Genomic DNA, 17,907 nt, shown 5'->3' with positions numbered 1-17,907 from the left:
GCCCCGGCAGGCATCGCCTACCGGGGCCGCTCGCGTCAGGCTAGGTGCCGGGGCCTAGTGAGCCCGGAACCACACGTTCAGGCCGCTGTAGAGGCTGCCCGCCGTGTTGTAGGAGTACTGCAGGCCCTCGGTGCCCGCGTCGTTCTCCACGCCGGCGATCGTGGCCGAAGAGCCGGTGTGGTACCCGTTCGGGTCGGTCACCGCGGTGGCCTCCTGGACGATGACGACGATGTCGCCGGTCGCCTCGTAGAGCTGGACCTGGAAGGTGAGGATGCCGTCCACCCCGGTCCAGTAGCGGAAGCGGTGCCAGGTGACGATGGTCACCTGGTTGCCGACCGTGCCCCGGGTCTCCACCCAGCAGCCCGAGGTGCCGTCACCCTGGTGCTCGAGGTCGTCCCAGACCGCCGCCACGGTGCCGCCCTGCGGGCTGGTCGTGGAGGGCATGTTGTCGTTGGTGGTCTGGGAGTTCAGCGGATCCGCGAAGTTGATGATCCCGTTCGAGGTGATCCACAGCTCGGTGACCGTGGTGCCGAAGAAGGGGAAGTCGAAGCCGATCCCGGGGGTGTACTGGTAGTCCGCGCTGTCGGCGAGGACCGGGATCGGGGTGCCGGTGGCCGAGATGTCGATCCAGCCCGGCGCCGTCGGGTTGTTGACCAGCATGTCCCAGGGGTAGCGGCAGCCGGTGCCGACGGTCCCGGGGGAGCCCAAAAGGCCCAGCGAGCCGTAGGTCCCCATGGACTGACACCAGACCGGGGTGCCGGCGTTGTCATAGACGTCGTTCTGGGTGCCGTCGCCGGCCAGCTGATAGCTGGAGTCCAGGGTGATGCTGGTGTCGGCGGCGATCATCCAGCCCGCGGCCGTGTCGTAGGCGACGGTGTCGATGATGACGCCGTTGCTCAGGATGGTGAGATCGTCGGCCACGTCGTCCAGCAGGAGGTTGGGGGCGCCGGCGCCATAGGCCAGGTCCACCGTGAACCCACCGTTCACGCCGGTGTCCGCGCTACGCCCGAAGACGAAGGTGCCGCCGGCGGCGATCATGATCGGCGTGCCGGTCGGGATCGTGAAGGTGTCCTCGCCGTCGGTGAGGACGAAGCCCTGCAGATCGATGTCGTTGACCGAGGTGTTGACGATCTCGAACCACTCACCGTCCACGTCGGCGACGAGGTCCGGGTTCACCATCAGCTCGGTGATCAGCAGATGACCCGGCTCGACCACGACCACGGTGACGGTCTTGCAGTCGGTGTAGCCGCCGCCGGTGGCGCAGATCTCGTAGGTGGTGGTCTGCTGCGGAGCCACGGTGGTCGTCCCGTTCGCGGCCAGGGGCGCCATGTTGAAGAAGTGGCGGATCCCGTTGCCGATGAGGTTCGGCGACTCGGTGTTGTAGTTCAGTTCGTACCCGCCGTCCTCGGCGATGTTCTCGAAGCCGGTGGTGGCCCACAGGCCGTTGTAGCGCGGCTGGTTCGTCGCGCTGCTGGCGGTCATGTCGATGTAGTTGAACTCGAAGTTGCCGTTCTCGTAGAGGATGGCCTGGAAGGTCAGCGTCCCGGCGTAGCTGGAGAGCGCGAACTGGTTCCACTCGATGATCAGCTGCTGCGAGCCCGGGATCCCGGAGAGCAGGTACCTCAGGGTGGTCGTCCCGGCCGTCCCGGTCGTGTAGTCCCAGAAGGGGGCGATCAGGCCGCCCGCGGGCGTCGTGGTGCTCGGGATCGGATCGTTCGTCGTGAAGGACGAGGTCGTGGACGTGTCGAAGAGGATCACGCCGTTGGAGTCGATCCGGAAGCTGCTGAAGGTTGACCCATCGAAGGGGAAGCTGAAGGTCGGCAGGTTGATGGTGGTGTAGCCCGTGGTGAAGCTGGTGGGCGTGATGTCGACGGCGCTCGGCAGCCCCACGATCGAGGTGAAGGTGTTGCCGAAGGTCGTGATGACGCTCTCCGGGTTGATCGCCAGCTCGTCGATGGTCCCGCTCGTGGTCCAGGAGAGATCCACGTTGGCGCCCGCGGCGCTCTGGGTGGCGCTGGCCCCGAAGGAGGTGACCTGCGCGGCGTCCACGTAGACGGTCACCGTCTCGGCGAGCTGTCGGCTCCCCGCCGAGAAGGCGGCGTCATCCGAGATCGAGAGGGTGTAGGTAGTGGTCACGGCCGGGGTCAGGGTCAGGGTGCCGGTGGCGCCCCAGCCGGCCGGGGTGATGTTGCCGCCCGGGGTGGCCACGATCGCGAAGCCCACCGCGCCGGTGGTGTCCCAGACCAGATCGACCGAGGTGCCGCCGGTGACGAAGAGCTCGTCCGGATCGGTGTTGGTGCCGTCGGTGGCGGTCCAGCTGCTGATCGTCAGGGTCGGCCAGACCTGGACGCTCACGGTCACGGAGGTCGTGTCCCGCGGCAGCGCGCCGGTGGCGGTCACGGTGTAGTCATAGGTGGCCGGGGTGGCCTCGGAGAGCGCACAGGCGCCGCTGGCGACGTCAGCCGGAGTGGTGACGGTGCAGCGCACGTTGCCGCCGGCGTCGGTGACCACCACCTGGGTCGCGTCGCTGGTCGTCCAGGTCACGTCGAAGGTCTCACCCTCCTGGGGCAGCGCCGGGGTGAAGCCGCTCCCGGTGATCTGCGCGGCCGGGTGCACGATCAGGGTGACGGCGTCGGAGGCGGAGCCCAGGGTGCTGGTGGCGGTCAGGGTGTAGGTCGAGTCGGTCATCGGAGAGACCTGCACGGTGCCGCTGGTGGGCACGGTGGCCGGCACCGACCAGCTCACGTTGGAGAGGCCGCCGGGCCAGGCGGTGTTGCGGTTGATCTGGACGCCGCGGGTGCCGGTGTCGTCCTCGAAGCCGATCGAGCCGAGGTCACCGTCGGCGCGGGGCTGATCCGACGAGGTCATCGTGCCGTAGTGGACGGCGAAGTCACCGTTGTCCCAGAGCACGATCTGGAAGTTGAGGTCCGCCGGGAGAGCGCTGCTGCTCCAGAACTCGTTCTTCCACTGGATGATCAGGCGGTCGGGACCGACGGCGTCGGGGATCAGCTCGTACCAGCCCGCGCCCCGAGCGTTGAGATCGAGATCGTCCCAGAAGGCCGCGATCACGCCGCCGTTCGGGGTGGTGGTGCTCGGGAAGGGATCGTCGACGCCGGTGCTGGTGGCGGCAATGTCGAAGGAGATGAAGCCGTCGGTGGTGACGACGCACTCGGTGCGATCCGTGCCGTAGTAGGGGAAGGTGAAGCCCGCCGGGAAGGTGAGGCCGGCCTCACCGAAGTCGTCGTCGTTGAAGGCCAGCAGGGTGCCAGTCGTGGAGATGTCGGTGAAGCCCCCGGTGCTGAAGACGATCGGGGTCGGGTCGAGCTGCGCCGCGTCCGCCCGCTGGGTGGTCCAGGTCAGGTCGACGGTCTCGCCGGCGACGATCTCGGTCACCGGGTTGCTGTTGAGGGTGGCCACGAAGGAGTCGATGACCGGGCCGTCGACGACCACGGTGATGACGGACTCGACGAAGCCGCCCACCGAGTTCTCGACGTGGAGCTGGAAGACGGTGGTCGTCGTCAGGCTGTGGCCAGTCAGGGTGTAGGCGTCCACCTCGCCCTGGTTGGCGGCGGTGTAGACCGCCGGGGCGATGGGCGCGCCGGTGGCGTCGAGGGCCCAGAGCTCCGCGGAGACGCCGCCGGTCGTGGTCCAGCTGATGTCGGTGGTCGGCACCACCGTGCCGCCCTGGGTGTCCAGGGAGCGCGGGTTGGCGTCGAAGGTGACGATGGTGGGCAGGGGGATCACCGTCACGGTGACCGTGGCCACGGCGTCGGTGCCGGCGCCGGTGGTGGCGCTGAGCGTGAAGACGTAGGTGCCCGCGGTGAGGCCGACGACGTCGCCGCTGTCCAGGTTCTGGTTCAGGGCCGAGATGTCGTAGGTGTTGCCCTGGTCGTCGGTGAGGGTGAGGGTCGGCGTGGTGCCGGCCGGATCGTTGTCGACGGTCCAGGAGAGGGTCAGGGCGTCACCCTCGGAGATGGTGCCGGCCGAGCCGCTGAAGTCGCGGATGATCGGGCCGTCGGAGACGAAGAGGTCGGTGGTGGCGGTGTCGCTGCCACCGGCGCCGTCGGCGACGGTGAGGGTGTAGGTGTAGGTGCCGATGGCCGCCGGCGCGGTGATGTTGCAGCTACCCGCGGCCACGTCGGCCAGCACGTTCACCACACAGACGTCGGTGGTGCCGTCGTTCACGGTCACGGTGGTGCCGCCGTCGTTGACCCACTGGAGGGCGATGGTGTCGCTCGGCGCGCCGGCCGGCGGGTTGGCCACGAAGCTGACGTTCACCGGGGCGCCGACCGTGACGGTCAGCGGCGCCGACATGACCTCGTAGCCCAGGCTGTTGGCCGCGTAGAGCACGTAGGTGCTGTCGGCGGTGAGGCCCATGGCGGTGTAGGAGGCGGTGAGGTCGTTGGCGGGGATGCCCAGGTCGACGGTGTTCTCCTCGAGGCGAACGCTGGCGGCGTCGGTGGTCATCCAGGAGAGGGTGCTGTCGGCGCCGGAGGCCACGCGGGTGGGCAGGGCGGCGAAGGCGTCGATGGTCGGGATGGCCTCGACCACCACGTCGGCGGTCATCACGTGGTTGCCGTCCACGTTGGTGGCGGTGAGGGTGTAGGTCACGGTGCCCGGCGCCACCAGGAGCTGGGCGATGCTGTCCGCGCTCACGGAGAGGGCCGAGATGTCGATCGTGTTCCCGAGGGAGTCGGTGAGGTCCAGGGTGGTCGCGCCGTCCACGGTCCAGGCCAGGGTGGCGCTCTCACCCTCGGTGATGGCGGCCGGGGTGGCGGTGAAGGTGCGGATCCGCGGCGCGGTGGTGATGGCCAGGGTCTCGGTCCAGCTGTCGTTGTTCAGCGGGCCGGTGGCGGAGAGCACGAAGTCGCCGGGGCTGCCCGCGGTGGCGGTGGTGCTGCCCATCGCCAGGTCGCCGGCGGGGACGGTGTAGGTGAAGCCGTCGGGGCCGGTGATGTCCGCGCCGGTGGCGCCGCCCATCTGCCAGTCGAGGGTGACGGTGTCGCCGGCCCGGGCGGTGCTCGGGGTCAGGGTGAAGCTGGCGATCGCGGTGAGCACGTCGATGCTGACGGTGGCCGTGGTGTCGCCGTTGGTGTTGGTCGCGGTGAGGGTGTAGGTGGCGCTCACGCCGGGGTTCACGGTCACCGAGTCGCCGGCCACGGCGAGGCCGCTAACGTCGACGGTGTTGCCGGCGTCGTCGGCCAGGGCCAGGGAGTCGGTGTCGGTGGTGGTCCAGGAGAGGACCACGGGCGCGCCGGCGACGATCGGGCCGGTGGCGTCGGAGGTGAAGGTGAGGATGCTCGGGACGATGAGCACGGTCACGGTGGCGGTGGAGGTCGCGGTGCCGCCGGGGCCGGTCGCGGTCAGGGTGTAGGTGGTGTCGGCGGCCGGGGTCACGTCGACGGTGCCCGCGGCGGCGGCCTGGCCGGTCAGGTCGATGGTGTTGCCGGCGTCGTCCACCATGCTGACGGCATCGGCGTCCGTGGTGGTCCAGGAGAGGGTCGAGGTCGCGCCGGCCAGGATCGAGGCCGGGGCGGCCGCGAAGGCGGTGACCTGCGGCGCCGGGTAGGCCTCGACGGTGAGGGTCACGCTGGCGGTGGCCGGGGTGCTCCCCTCCTCACCGGTGGCGGTGAGGGTGAAGGTGTGGCTGCCCACGGTGTCGAGGGTGACGTCGACCGAGCCGGCCGCCGCGGGGGCGCCGGCCAGATCCACGGCCTGATCCGCGCCGTCGACCATCGAGACGGACTCGGCGCCGGTGGTCTGCCAGGAGAGGGTGGCGGTGCCCGCGCCGGTGATGGTGGTGACGTCGGAGGCGAAGCTCACGATGTCCGGCTGGGTGACCGGTGGATCCTTGGGGCAGCCGGTGCTGCCGACCAGGAGCAGGGCGACGAGCCCGAAGATCGAGGAAAGGCGAAGCGAGTACATGGGACCTCCCATTCGAGAATTGGGGGTGAAGGCGGTTGGGTGGCCTGCGCGGGTGTCCTGATGTGGGTGGACCGACTTCGCGCAGCCGAAGAGGCGCCTCTGGCGCCCCGGCTGATACAGCATATTTCTGCTGGATTGGCGGTGCTGGAAACCTCCGCTCTGCCGCTTGGGTGAATGCAAGGTAGGAGCGGCGCTCGCCATCTGTCAAGCGGTCCGATCGGGGGTCCCCCCCGGGGGGGTAACCCCCAATCCAGGGACGGTGAAAGAGCGGGCCCCGGCGGGCGCGAAGCAGCCGGGGCCCACGGATGAGACGGGGTTCTGGGCTAGCTGGTGCCTAGTAGCTCAGGGTGAGGCGCCACTCGTTGAGGGTGCCGGTGTCGCCGCTGGCGTCGTCGGCGACGTAGAGGGTCCAGGTCCCGTTCATGGACACCCCGTCGAAGTCGGAGAGCAGGCCCTCCGGCTGGTAGGCGCCGGTGAAGGGGGCGCTCCCCGAGGTGATCGGGGTCGTGGCCTCGTCGTCGAAGAGCGTCTGGGTGTAGTTGGCGTCCCAGCTGCCGTTGCCCGTGGAGAGCTCCACGCAGATGGGCGTCCCGCCGTTGTCGAAGCCGAGCCAGAACATGAGGTCGGAGTCCCAGGTGTGGGTGACGTCGACCAGCACGTTCACGTCGAGGACCAGCCCGGTCTCGCTGACGACGAAGCTGTCCACGGCGCTGCCCACGCTGTCGCAGGGGCTGCCGGTGGCGCCGTTGTCCGGGACCGCCAGGCCAGGGGTGCTGGAGTAGGTCACGAAGGAGAAGCACCCGCCGGCGGCCCCGGGGCTGCCGGCCCCGCCCGCGCCGTAGGAGGTGCCCTCGGTGCACCAGGCGAGGGGCGTGTCGTTGGCCGCCGGATCGCCGGCCTGGGAGAGGTCGAAGGAGAGGCTGGCCCCGCTGGTGAGGGTCCAGGCGGCGTCCCAGCTCACCCGGTCGATCTCGACCCCGTCGAACTCGAGGACGAGCTGATCGGCCGGCGAGTCCAGGGTCAGGCCCGCACCATAGGCGTAGGCCGGGGTCAGGCCGCCGTTGGTGCCGGAGTCGGCGTTGGCCGCCAGGACCAGGAAGCCGTTGGCCGGCACGAGGAGCGGGCCGCCGCTGGCGATGGTGTGGGTCTGGCCGCCGTCGTCCTTCAGGACCCAGCCCTCGATGTCGATGTCGCCGCCGAGGTTGTTGTAGACCTCGAACCACTCGCCGCCCGCCACGGCAGGATCGACCATCAGCTCGCTGATCATGAGGTCGCCGGGCACCACGATGTAGACGGTCACCGTCTGGCAGTCGGTGTGGCCGCCGCCGGTGGCGCAGATCTCGTAGGTCGTGGTCTCGGCCGGGGTGACGGTCGTGGTCCCGTTGGCGGGCAGCGGCGACAGATCGAAGACGTGCTTCACGCCGTTGGCGATCAGCGCCGGAGAGGCCGTGTTGTAGACGAAGGCCACCCCGTCGTTGCCGGCGATGTTCTCCCAGCCCACCGTGGCCGAGCTGCCGTCGAAGAGGTCGTCGTCCGCCGGGTCCGTGGCGGTCATGTCCAGGTAGTTCACCTCGACCGACCCGCTCTCGTGCAGCACGAGCTGGAAGGTCATGTTGCCCCCGGCGTTGTAGTGCTTGAAGCCGGTCCACTGGAAGGTCAGCGTCTGGCTGCCCGGGATCCCCGCGGTCAGGTAGGTGACCGTCGTCGTGCCGGTCGTCCCCGTGATGTCGTCCCAGAAGGCGGCGATGACGCCGCCGTTGGGCGCGTCACTCGAGGGGATGGGGTCGTTGGCCCAGTGCGACGCGGTGTCGGCCGTATTGAAGCTGACGAAGCCGGTGGAGGAGACCCGGAAGTTGGTGAAGCTCTGCCCATCGAAGGGGAAGGCGAAGGTGGGCAGGGCGACGTTGGTGTAGCCGCCGTTGAGGTTGGTCGGAGAGATGTCGACGGCGCCGGCGAGCCCCACGATGCTGGTGAAGGTGTTGCCGGTCGTGGTCGTGACCCCCGAGGGCGTGACCGTCAGGGCGTCGACGGTGCCGGTGGTGGTCCAGGAGAGATCCACGCTGGCGCCCGCCGCCGTCTGGGTGGTGCTGGCCCCGAAGCTGGTGACCTGCGCCGCGTCGACGTAGACCCGGACCGTGTCGGTGACGATCCGGCTGCCGGCCCCGAAGGCCGCGTCGTCCGAGATCGAGAGGGTGTAGAGGGTGGTCACGGCCGGGTTCACCGTCAGGGTGCCGGTGGCCCCCCAGCCGGCCGGGGTGATGTTGCCGCCCGGGCTGGCGACGATCGCGAGGCCCGCGGCCCCCGCGGTGTCCCAGGCCAGGTCGACCGAGGTGCCGCCGGCGACGAAGAGCTCGTCCGGCTCGGTGTTGGTGCCGTCGGTGGCGGTCCAGCCGTTGATCACCAGGGCCGGATAGACCTGGGCGCTCACCGTCGCCGAGGTGGTGTCCCGGGGCAGGGCGCCGGTGGCGGTGACCGTGTAGTCGTAGGTGGCCGCGGTGGCCTCGGTCACGGCGCAGGTGCCGCTGGCGACGTCCGCCGCAGCGGTGACCGTGCAGAGCACGTTGCCAACCGCGTCGGTGACCACGACCTGGGTGGCGTCCACGGTGGTCCAGGTGATGTCGAAGACCTGCCCCTCCTGGGGCTGGGCCGGGGTGAAGCCCGAGGCCGAGATCTGGGCCGCCGGGTGCACGACGAGGGTCACCGCCGCCGAGTCGGAGCCCGAGGCGCTGCTGGCGGTCAGGGTGTAGGTCGTGTCGGCCATCGGAGAGGCCGGGGTCGAGCCGTTGATCGGGACCTCGAGCTGCATCAGCCAGCCGGTGTTGGTGAGGCCGCCGGCCACCGGCGAGTTGTAGGAGATCTGCACACCGCGGGTGCCGGTGTCGTCCTCGAAGCCGATGGTGGCGCCGGAGCCGTCCGCGTCGGCCTGGTCGGCGGTCGAGCTCATGGTGGCGTAGTTCACCGCCAGATCGCCGTTGTCCCAGAGCACGTACTGGAAGTTGAAGTCGGTGGTGGTCTCACCGCTGTAGGCGTGCACGTTGTGGGCCTGGATGATCAGGGCGTCGGGGCCCGCGGCGTCCGGGACCAGCTCCCAGTAGACGACGCCGGTGGTGTAGTGGTGCAGGTCGTCCCAGAAGGCCGCGATCACGCCGCCGTTGGGCGAGGTGGTGTCCGGGATGGGGTCGTTGCCGGCGTTGCTGGAGGCGGCCATGTCGAAGGTGATGAAGCCGTTCGTCGAGACCCGCACCTGCGTCCGGTCGGTGCCGTAGAAGGGGAAGGCGAAGCCGGCCGGGAAGACCAGGTCGGTGGTGGTGTCGTCACCGCTCGAGAAGGTCAGGGCGGTGCCGGTGGCGGAGATGTCGACGTACTGGCCGGTGGTCATCTGGATCGCGGCCGGCTCCAGGGCGGCGGTGTCCGCCCGGTCGGTGGTCCAGGTGAGATCGACGGTCTCGCCGGCGACGATCTCGGTGACGGGGTTGCCGCCGAGGGTCGCCACGAAGGAGGTGACGACCGGGCCGTCCACGACGACGGTGACGATGGACTCGACGAAGCCGCCGACCGAGTTCTCGACGTGGAGCTGGAAGACGGTGGTCCCCGTCAGGCTGTGGCCGGCCAGGGTGTAGGCGTCGACCTCGCCCTGGTTGGCGGCCACGTGGACCGGCGTGGGCAGGGGCTGGCCGATGGCGTCGAGCTCGCGCAGCTCGGCGGAGACGCCGTCGGTGGTGGTCCAGCTGAGGTCGGTGGTCGGCACCACCGTGCCACCCTGGGTGTCCAGGGAGCGCGGGTTGGCGTCGAAGGTGACGATGGTCGGCAGGGCGACCACGGTGACCGTCACGGTGGCCACGGCGTCGGTGCCGGCGCCCGTGGTGGCGCCGAGGGTGAAGACGTAGGTGCCCGCCGTCAGGCCGACGAGGTCGCCGCTGGCCAGGTTCGGGTCGAGGCCGGAGACGTCGTAGGTGTTGCCCTGGTCGTCGGTGAGGCTGAGGGTCGGCGTGGTGCCGGCCGGATCGTTGTCGACGATCCAGGAGAGGGTCAGGGTGTCACCCTCGGAGATGCCGGTGGCCGAGGCGCTGAAGTCGCGGATGATCGGCCCATCGGAGACGAAGAGGTCGGCGGTGGCGGTGTCGCTGCCGCCGGCGCCGTCGGCGACGGTCAGGGTGTAGGTGTAGGTCCCGAGGGCCGCCGGGGCGGTGACGCTGCAGCTACCCGCGGCCACGTCGGCCGGCACGTTCACCAGGCAGACGTCGGTGGTGCCGTCGTTCACGGTGACGGTGGTGCCGCCCTCGTTCACCCACTGGAGGGTGATGGCGTCGCTCGGCGCGGCGGCCGCGGGGCTGGCGGTGAAGCTCACGTTCAGGGGAGCGCCCACGGTGACGGTCAGGTTCGAGCTCACCTCGAAGCCCGCGCTGTTGGAGGCGTAGAGGACGTAGGTGGTGTCCGCGGCCAGGCTGGTGGCGAGGTGGGTGCCGCTCAGGTCGGTGGCGGGGATGCCGAGATCGACGGAGTTCTCCTCGAGGCGCACCGAGGTGACGTTGGAGGTGGTCCAGGAGAGAGTGGTGTCGGCCCCGGCGGAGACCCGGCTGGGCAGGGCCGCGAAGGTGTCGATGGTCGGCATGCCGTCGACGATCACGTCGGCGGTCATCACGTGGTTGCCGTCCACGTTGGTGGCGGTGAGGGTGAAGGTGACGGTGCCCGAGGTGGTCAGGGTCTGGCTGGCGCTGTCGGCGGTCACCGAGAGGGCCGAGACGTCGATGGTGTTCCCGAGGGAGTCGGTGAGCGCCAGGGTGGTCGCGCCGTCCACGGTCCAGGCCAGGGTCGTGCTCTCGCCGACCGTGACGTCGGTCGGGGTGGCGGTGAAGGTGCGGATCCGCGGCGCGGTGGTGATGGCCAGGGCCTCGGTCCAGCTGTCGTTGTTCAGCGGGCCGGTGGCCGAGAGGACGAAGTCACCGGGGCTGCCCGCGGTCACCGTGGTGGTGCCCATGGCCAGCTCGCCGGCGGTGAGGGTGTGGGAGAAGCCGTCGGGGCCGGTGATGTCACCGGAGGAGGCGCCACCGATCTGCCAGTCGAGGGTGACGGTGTCGCCCGCCCGGGCGGTGCTCGGGGTCAGGGTGAAGCTGATGATGGCGGTCAGCACGTCCACGCTCGTGGTGGCCGTCGCGTTGCCGTTGGTGTTGGTCGCGGTGAGGGTGTAGGTGGCGCTCACGGTGGGGCTCACGCTCACGGAGTCACCGGCGACGGCCAGCCCGCTCACGTCGATGGTGTTGCCGGCGTCGTCGGCCAGGGTCAGGGAGTCGGCGCCGCTGGTCGTCCAGGAGAGGATCACGGGGGCGCCGCCGACGATCGGACCGGTGGCGTCGGAGGTGAAGGTGAGGATGGTCGGGACGACGAGCACGGTCACCGTGGTGGTCGCGGTCGCGGTGCCGCCGGGGCCGGTGGCGGTCAGGGTGTAGGTGATGTCGGCCGCCGGCGTGACGGCCACGCTGCCCGCGGCGACGGCCTGGCCGCTCAGGTCGATGGTGTTGCCCGCGTCGTCCACCAGGCTGAGGGAGTCGGCGCCGGTGGTGGCCCAGGAGAGGGTCGAGGTCCCACCGCTGTTGATCGAGGCCGGGGCGGCCGCGAAGGCGGTGATCTGCGGCGCGGCGTTCGCCTCGACCATGATGGTCAGGCTCGCGGTGGCCGGGGTGCTCCCCTCCTCGCCGGTAGCGGTGAGGGTGAAGGTGTGGGCGCCCGCCGTGTCGAGGAGGACGTCGACCGAGCCGGCGGCGGCGGCCGCGCCGGCCAGGTCCACGGCCTGACCCGCGCCGTCGACCATCGAGACGGCGCTGGCGCCGGTGGTCTGCCAGGAGAGGGTCGCGCTGCCCGCGCCGGTGATCGTGGTCAGGTCGGAGGTGAAGCTCACGATGTCGGGCTGGGTGATGGGCTCGTCCTTGGGACAGCCGGTGGTGCCGACGAGGAGCAGGGCCAAGAGCCCGACGATCGAGGAGAGACGGAGCGAGTACATGGGACCTCTCACGAGTGGGGATGAGTGCTTTTCGTTTGGGATCTCGACCCGCGGCCGCATTCCACCGGCCGCGACGAGCGGGCGAAGCAGGCGCTCGTGCACCCTCGAGTGGAGCCCGTGTGTTTCGACGGACTCCTGGTGCTGCAGACCCCTCCGCTCCGCTCAAGGAGCGGGGGCAAAGTAGAGGTCCGGCGACGACCCGTCAAGACGCGCCCCGGGATCGGGGCGCGACTCAAACGGCTGTAATCACATCGCTTTTCAGTAGGCGAGGACCCGCACGTCGTCGATCAGCCAGTACCAGTCGTAGTCGGCGCTGTAGTGGAAGCGCACCCGCACGTCGGCCTGCCCGGCGGCCAGGGTCGAGAGGTCGAGCTGCACCCGCTCGCCGTTGGTGGAGTCGGCCGTGTAGGTGGCGACCACGGTGTAGCTCTGGCCGCCGTCGGTGGAGACCTCCACCCTGCCCTCGTCGGAGAGGTACCAGTTGTAGAAGTGGGTGAAGAGCAGGGTGACGTTGCTGGCGCCGCTGGCGTCGAGGCTGGGTGAGACCAGGCCCTCGTCCATCACCACCAGGTTGCCGGCGGCGTCGCTGTCGGCGCAGGCGAAGGCGCCGCTGCTGCCGACGAGGGTCCGGCCGGAGGTGCACTCGCCCCAGGTGAAGCCGTCGGGGCCGCCGCCGGCGCTGCCGTCCTCGATGGTCCAGCCGGTCAGCGGCCAGACCTCGAAGTCCTCGGCGAGGAGCACGCGGAAGTTCGCGGTGCCCGGAGAGCCCAGGTCGCCGGCGCCATAGGGCAGCAGGGAGGCCATCCAGGCCGCCGGCAGGTCGTTCACGCTCTGATCGCCGCCGCCCGCGGAGACGAAGGCCAGGGAGGCGCCCGGGGTGAAGGGCCAGGTGCCGTCCCAGGTGACGGTGTCGATGATCGTCCCGCCGAACTCGATCACCAGGTCGTCGGTGGGCAGGTCGAGGGAGAGCCCCGATCCGTAGGCGTAGGCCGGGGTGACCCCACCGTTGAGGGCCGGGCTCGCCTCGGCCGCCAGGAGCAGCACGCCGCCCGCCGGGACCAGGAGGGGTCCCCCGTTGGCGATGAGGGTGCTCTGGCCGCCGCCGTCCCGCAGCGTCCAGCCCTCGATGTCGATGGGCTCTGCGGTCTGGTTGAGCAGCTCGAACCACTCTCCGTTCCCGGTCGCGGCCTGGGGCTGGAGCATCAGCTCGTTGATGAGCAGGTCACCCGGCTGGATCACGACGATCGTCACCGTCTGGCAGTCGGTGTAGCCGCCGCCGGTGGCGCAGAGCTCGTAGGTCGTGGTCCGGGTGGGCGTGACGGTGGTCGTGCCGCTGGCGGGCAGCACGTCGAGGCGGAAGAGGTGCCCGGCGCCCGCGGCGATCTTCCCGGGGGCCGCCGTCTTGCTCACCAGGGCGTAGCCGCTCTCGCCCGAGATCGACTCGAAGCCCACGACCCCGCTCGAGCCGTTCTCGGTGATGGCCAGGTAGCGGACCTCGAAGGCGCCCGACTCCTGGAGCACGAGCTGGAAGGTGAGGGTCCCGCCGTTCCAGTAGTGGGTGAAGGAGGCCCACTCCAGGATGAGGGTCTGGCTGCCGGGGACCCCGGTCAGCTGGTACCAGAGGCCGGAGACCCCGGCGGTGCCGTCGAGGTCGTCCCAGTAGGGCGCGATCAGGCCGCCGTTGGGGGCGCGCACGTCCGGGATCGGGTGGCTGGTGTGGAAGCCGGTGCCCACGGAGGGATCGAGGAAGAGGATCCCGTTGGCGTTCATCGCGAACTCGGTGAAGACCTGCCCGTCGAAGGGGAAGGGGAAGCCCGGCAGGGTGACGAGCGCGTTGCCGCCGTCGTAGTCGGGGGAGCCGCCGCCGTCGACCGGCACCACCTGGATCGCCCCGGCCGCGCCGACGATGCTGGCGAAGCTGTTGCCGATGGTGCTCTGCACCTCGAGGGGGGAGAGGGTCGTGTTGTCCACGATGCCCGAGGTGGTCCAGGAGAGGTCGACCGAGGTGCCCGGCGCGACCTGCGTGGCGCTGGCCCCGTAGGAGTCGATCCGCGCCGCGTCGACGTAGACGGTCACCTGGTGGCTCTCCACCCGGCTGCCCGCGGCGAAGGCGACGTGGTCCGAGATGGAGAGGGTGTAGGTCGTCGTCTGGGTGGGCGTCTCCGAGAGGGTCCCGGTGGCGGTCCAGCTCGCCGGGGTGAGGTCACCGCTGACGCTGCTGACGAGGGAGAAGCCGACGGCGCCGCTGACGTCCCAGGAGAGGGTGACGCCGGTGCCCGCGCTCACGAAGACCTGCACGGGGTCGGTGACCGAGCCGTCGCTGATCGTGAAGGAGTTGATCTCGAGCAGCGGCCAGATCGTCACGGTCTGGACGGTCGCGGTGGTGTCCCGCGGCAGCGCGCCGGTGGCGGTCACGGTGTAGGTGTAGGTGCCGGCGGTGGTCTCGCTCAGGGCGCAGGTGCCCGCCAGGACCTGGCCCGGGTCGGTCACCGTGCAGCGCACGTTGCCGCCGGCGTCGGTCACCACCACCCGGGTGGCGTCCCGGGTGGTCCAGGTCAGGTCGAAGGGGAAGGTCTCCTCCGGGAAGACCGTGCTGACGCCGGTCGAGAGGACCTGCGCCGGCGGGTGCACGATCAGGCCGAGCCCGGAGGAGCTCGTCCCGGCCGCGCTGGTGGCGGTGAGGGTGTAGGTGGTGTCACCGGTGGGGGTCACCTGCACGCTGCCGCTCACGGGCACCGCCGCGTCGACCTGCCAGCCGAGGCCGGTGAGGCCGCCGGGCCAGGCCTCGTTGCGGAAGAACTGCACCCCGCGCGTCCCGGTGTCGTCCTCGAAGCCCGCCGCGGCCACGTCGCCGTCGGCGCCCGGCCCGCTCATCGTGCCGTAGTTCACCGCGAAGCTGCCGTCGTCCCAGAGGACGATCTGGAAGTTCAGATCGGTCGTGGGCTCGTTCCAGAGCTGGGTGCCCTGCCAGGAGATGATGAAGGCGTCGGGTCCGCCGGCGTTCACCTGGTGGAGGGTGTAGCCGTGGCCGGTGACCGGCAGGTCGAGGTCGTCCCAGAAGGCGGCGATCACCCCGCCGTGGGGGCTGCTGGGGTGCGGGAAGGGATCGTTGGCGCCGGTGCTGGAGACGGCGGGATCGAAGGAGAGGAAGCCGTCGGAGGTGGCGACCACCTGGGTGCGGGCGCTGCCGTAGTAGGGGAAGGTGAAGCCCGCCGGGAAGGTGATCAGCGCCTCGCCCATGTCGGGGTCGCTGAAGGTGATCATCGTGCCCGTGGCGCTGATGTCCTGGTACTGCCCGCTGGTCAGCCGCACCGGCGGGGGATCGAGGGTGACCGCGTCGGCCCGGTTGGTGGTCCAGGTCAGGTCGATGAGCTCGCCGGCCACGACCTCGCTCACCGGCGTCCCCCCGAGGGTGGCCTCGAAGGCGAGGATCTGCGGGCCGTCGACCATGACCGTGAGGTCGGCCTCGGCCGCGCCCCCGGCGGCGTTCTCGACGTGGAGCCGGAAGGTCGTGGAGAAGGTGAGCGGGTGGCCCAGGAGGGTGTGGGCGTCGACCTCCCCCTGGCTCGCGGCCACGTGGAGGGCCGGCAGGATGGGGGCGCCGGTGGCGTCGAGCTCCCAGAGCTCGGCGCTGACGCCGTCGAGGGTGGTCCAGCCGAGGTCGGTGGTGGGCACCACCGTGCCGCCGAGGGTGTCGAGCGCGTCCGGGTTCGCCCCGAAGGTGAGGATGACGGGCATCGCCACCACGGTCACGGTGAAGCTGGCGCTCGCGTCGGTGCCCACCCCGGTGGTGGCCGCGAGGGTGAAGACGTAGGTGCCGGCCGCGAGCCCCACGAGGTCGCCGCTGCCCGCGTTCGGATCCAGGCCGCTGAGGTCGTAGGTGTTGCCCTGATCGTCGGTCAGGTTGAGGGACGGGGTGTTCCCGGCCGGATCGTCGTCGACGAGCCAGGAGAGGGTCAGGGTGTCGCCCTCGGAGATCAGCGCGGCGTTGCCCTCGAAGGACTGGATGATCGGGCCGTCCGAGACGCGCAGATCGAGGGTGGCGGTGTCGCTGCCCCCCTGGCTGTCGGTGACGGTGAGGGTGAAGGTGTGGGTGCCGACGGCGGCCGGCGCCGTGATGTCGCAGGTCCCCGCCGCCACGTCGGCGGCGGTGCTCACCGTGCAGACGTCGGTGGTGCCGTCGCTGATGGTCAGCGTCGTGCCGCCCTCGTTCGTCCAGCCCAGCTGGAGGGTGGCGCCCGGCGCCCCGGCGCCCGGCGTGGCGGTGAAGCTCGTGTTGACGGGAGCGCCGATGGTGACCGTCAGGCTGGCGCTCGCCTCGTGGCCGGCGGCGTTCGAGGCGTAGAGGACGTAGGTCGTGTCCGCGGCCAGCGCCCCGGTCTGGTGGCTGCCGTCGAGATCGGTCGCGGGGATGCCCAGGTCGACCGTGCTCTCCTCGAGCCTCACCGAGTCCGCCGCGGAGGTGGTCCAGGAGAGGAGGGTGACGTCGCCGGCGGGCAGCCGGCTCGGCACGGCGACGAAGGTGTCGATGCTCGGGTGGGCCGCCACCAGCACGTCGGCCGTGAGGACGTGGTTGCCGTCCGCGTTGGTCGCGGTGAGGGTGTAGGTCACGGTCCCCGGCACCACCAGGGTCTGGGTGACGCTGTCGGAGGTCACCGAGAGCGCGGAGATGTCGACGGTGTTCCCGAGGGAGTCGGTCAGGTCCAGGGCGTCCGCCCCGTCGACGGTCCACGCCAGGGTGGTGGCCTCACCCTCGGTGAGCGCGTCGGGCGTGGCGGTGAAGGTCCGGATCCGCGGGGCGGTGGTGATGGCCAGGGTGCGGGTCGCGCTGTCGCTGTTCTGCGGGCCCGTGGCGGAGAGGACGAAGTCTCCCGCGGTGGCCGCGCTCAGGGTGGTGCTGCCCGCCAGCAGCTCGCCGGCCGGGATCGCGTAGCTGAAGCCGCCGGGCCCGCTGAGGTCCGCGGCGGTCGCGCCGCCGATCTGCCAGGCGAGGGTGAGGGTGTCGCCCGCCCGGGCGACCTCCGGGCTCAGGGTGAAGGCGATGATGTGGGTGAGCACCTCGACGGTGACGGTGGCGTCCGTCGAGCCGTTCGCGTTCGTCGCGGTGAGGGTGAAGGTGCTGCTCTCCAGCGGGGTCACCGTCACCGAGTCGGAGGTGGGGCTGAGGGCGCTGACGTCGATGGCGTTGCCCGCGTCGTCGACCAGGGCGATCGAGTCGGTGTCGGTGGTGGTCCAGGAGAGGACCACCGGGGAGCCGGCGACCACCGCGCCGGCGGCGTCGGACTCGAAGGTGAGGATCGTCGGCAGGACGAAGACCGTCACGGTGACGGTGGCGGTGGTGCTGCCCCCCGGACCGGAGGCTGTCAGGGTGTAGGTGGTGTCGACGGCCGGGGTGACACTCACGGTACCGGAGGCGGCGCCCTGACCCGCGAGATCGAGGGTGTTGCCGGCGTCGTCCACCATGCTCACCGTGTCGGCGCCGGTGGTGGTCCAGCTCAGGCTCGCGGGATCACCGAGCGCGACGCTCGCGGGCGTGGCGGTGAGGGAGGTGATCACCGGGGCCGGGCTCGCCTCGACGGTGAGGGTCACGCTGGCGGTGGCCGGGCTGCTCTCCTCCTCGCCGGTGGCGGTCAGGGTGAAGGTGTGGCTGCCCACCGCATCGAGGGTGAGGTCCACCGAGCCGGCGGCGGCCGGGGCGCCGGCCAGGTCCACGGGCTGATCCGCGCCGTCCACCATCGTGACCGCGAGGGCGTTGGAGGTCTCCCAGGAGAGGGTGACCGTGCCGCCGGCGGTGATCGTCGTCGCGCTCGCCTCGAAGCGGTCGATGCTCGGATCGGTGACCGAGGGCGGCTTGGGGCAGCCGGTGGCGACGAGGAGGAGGGCCAGCAGGCCGAGGAGCGAGGTGAAACGAGGAGACGACGGCATGGGTCCTCCCGGGATGAACCGGTGGCGAAGGGCGCCCGCGTGCGGTGGCCGTCAGAGGG

3 protein-coding genes are annotated in these 17,907 nt (G+C 70.7%); all 3 read right to left on the bottom strand.

Translation table 11 applies throughout. The features are described from left to right. Positions 1 to 54 precede the first annotated feature (54 nt). The 3 genes from P1V51_14100 to P1V51_14090 all read right to left on the bottom strand — a co-directional run bounded on the left by P1V51_14100 (position 55) and on the right by P1V51_14090 (position 17,848). A complete protein-coding gene (locus P1V51_14100) occupies positions 55 to 5,925 on the bottom strand; it encodes a lamin tail domain-containing protein (protein MDF1564178.1) in 5,871 nt (1,956 codons plus the stop codon). 334 nt (positions 5,926 to 6,259) lie between these two features. Beyond that, positions 6,260 to 11,923: a lamin tail domain-containing protein gene (locus tag P1V51_14095; protein MDF1564177.1), complete on the bottom strand. Its 5,664-nt coding sequence runs from the start codon at positions 11,921 to 11,923 to the stop codon at positions 6,260 to 6,262. 258 nt (positions 11,924 to 12,181) lie between these two features. Continuing rightward, positions 12,182 to 17,848 carry a lamin tail domain-containing protein gene (locus P1V51_14090; protein MDF1564176.1) on the bottom strand — a complete coding sequence of 1,889 codons (5,667 nt, stop codon included), beginning with the start codon at positions 17,846 to 17,848 and terminating at the stop codon, positions 12,182 to 12,184. Positions 17,849 to 17,907 lie beyond the last annotated feature (59 nt).

The sequence above is a fragment of the Deltaproteobacteria bacterium genome (assembly GCA_029210625.1).
Taxonomy (GTDB): domain Bacteria; phylum Myxococcota; class Myxococcia; order SLRQ01; family SLRQ01; genus JARGFU01.
This window is presented reverse-complemented; position numbering and strand designations above follow the sequence as displayed.

Bases quoted from the DNA above. Each gene is read 5' to 3' on its own strand.
- P1V51_14090 (MDF1564176.1), bottom strand. From the start codon at position 17,848: ATGCCGTCGTCTCCTCGTTTCACCTCGCTCCTCGGCCTGCTGGCCCTC.
- P1V51_14100 (MDF1564178.1), bottom strand. From the start codon at position 5,925: ATGTACTCGCTTCGCCTTTCCTCGATCTTCGGGCTCGTCGCCCTGCTC.
- P1V51_14095 (MDF1564177.1), bottom strand. From the start codon at position 11,923: ATGTACTCGCTCCGTCTCTCCTCGATCGTCGGGCTCTTGGCCCTGCTC.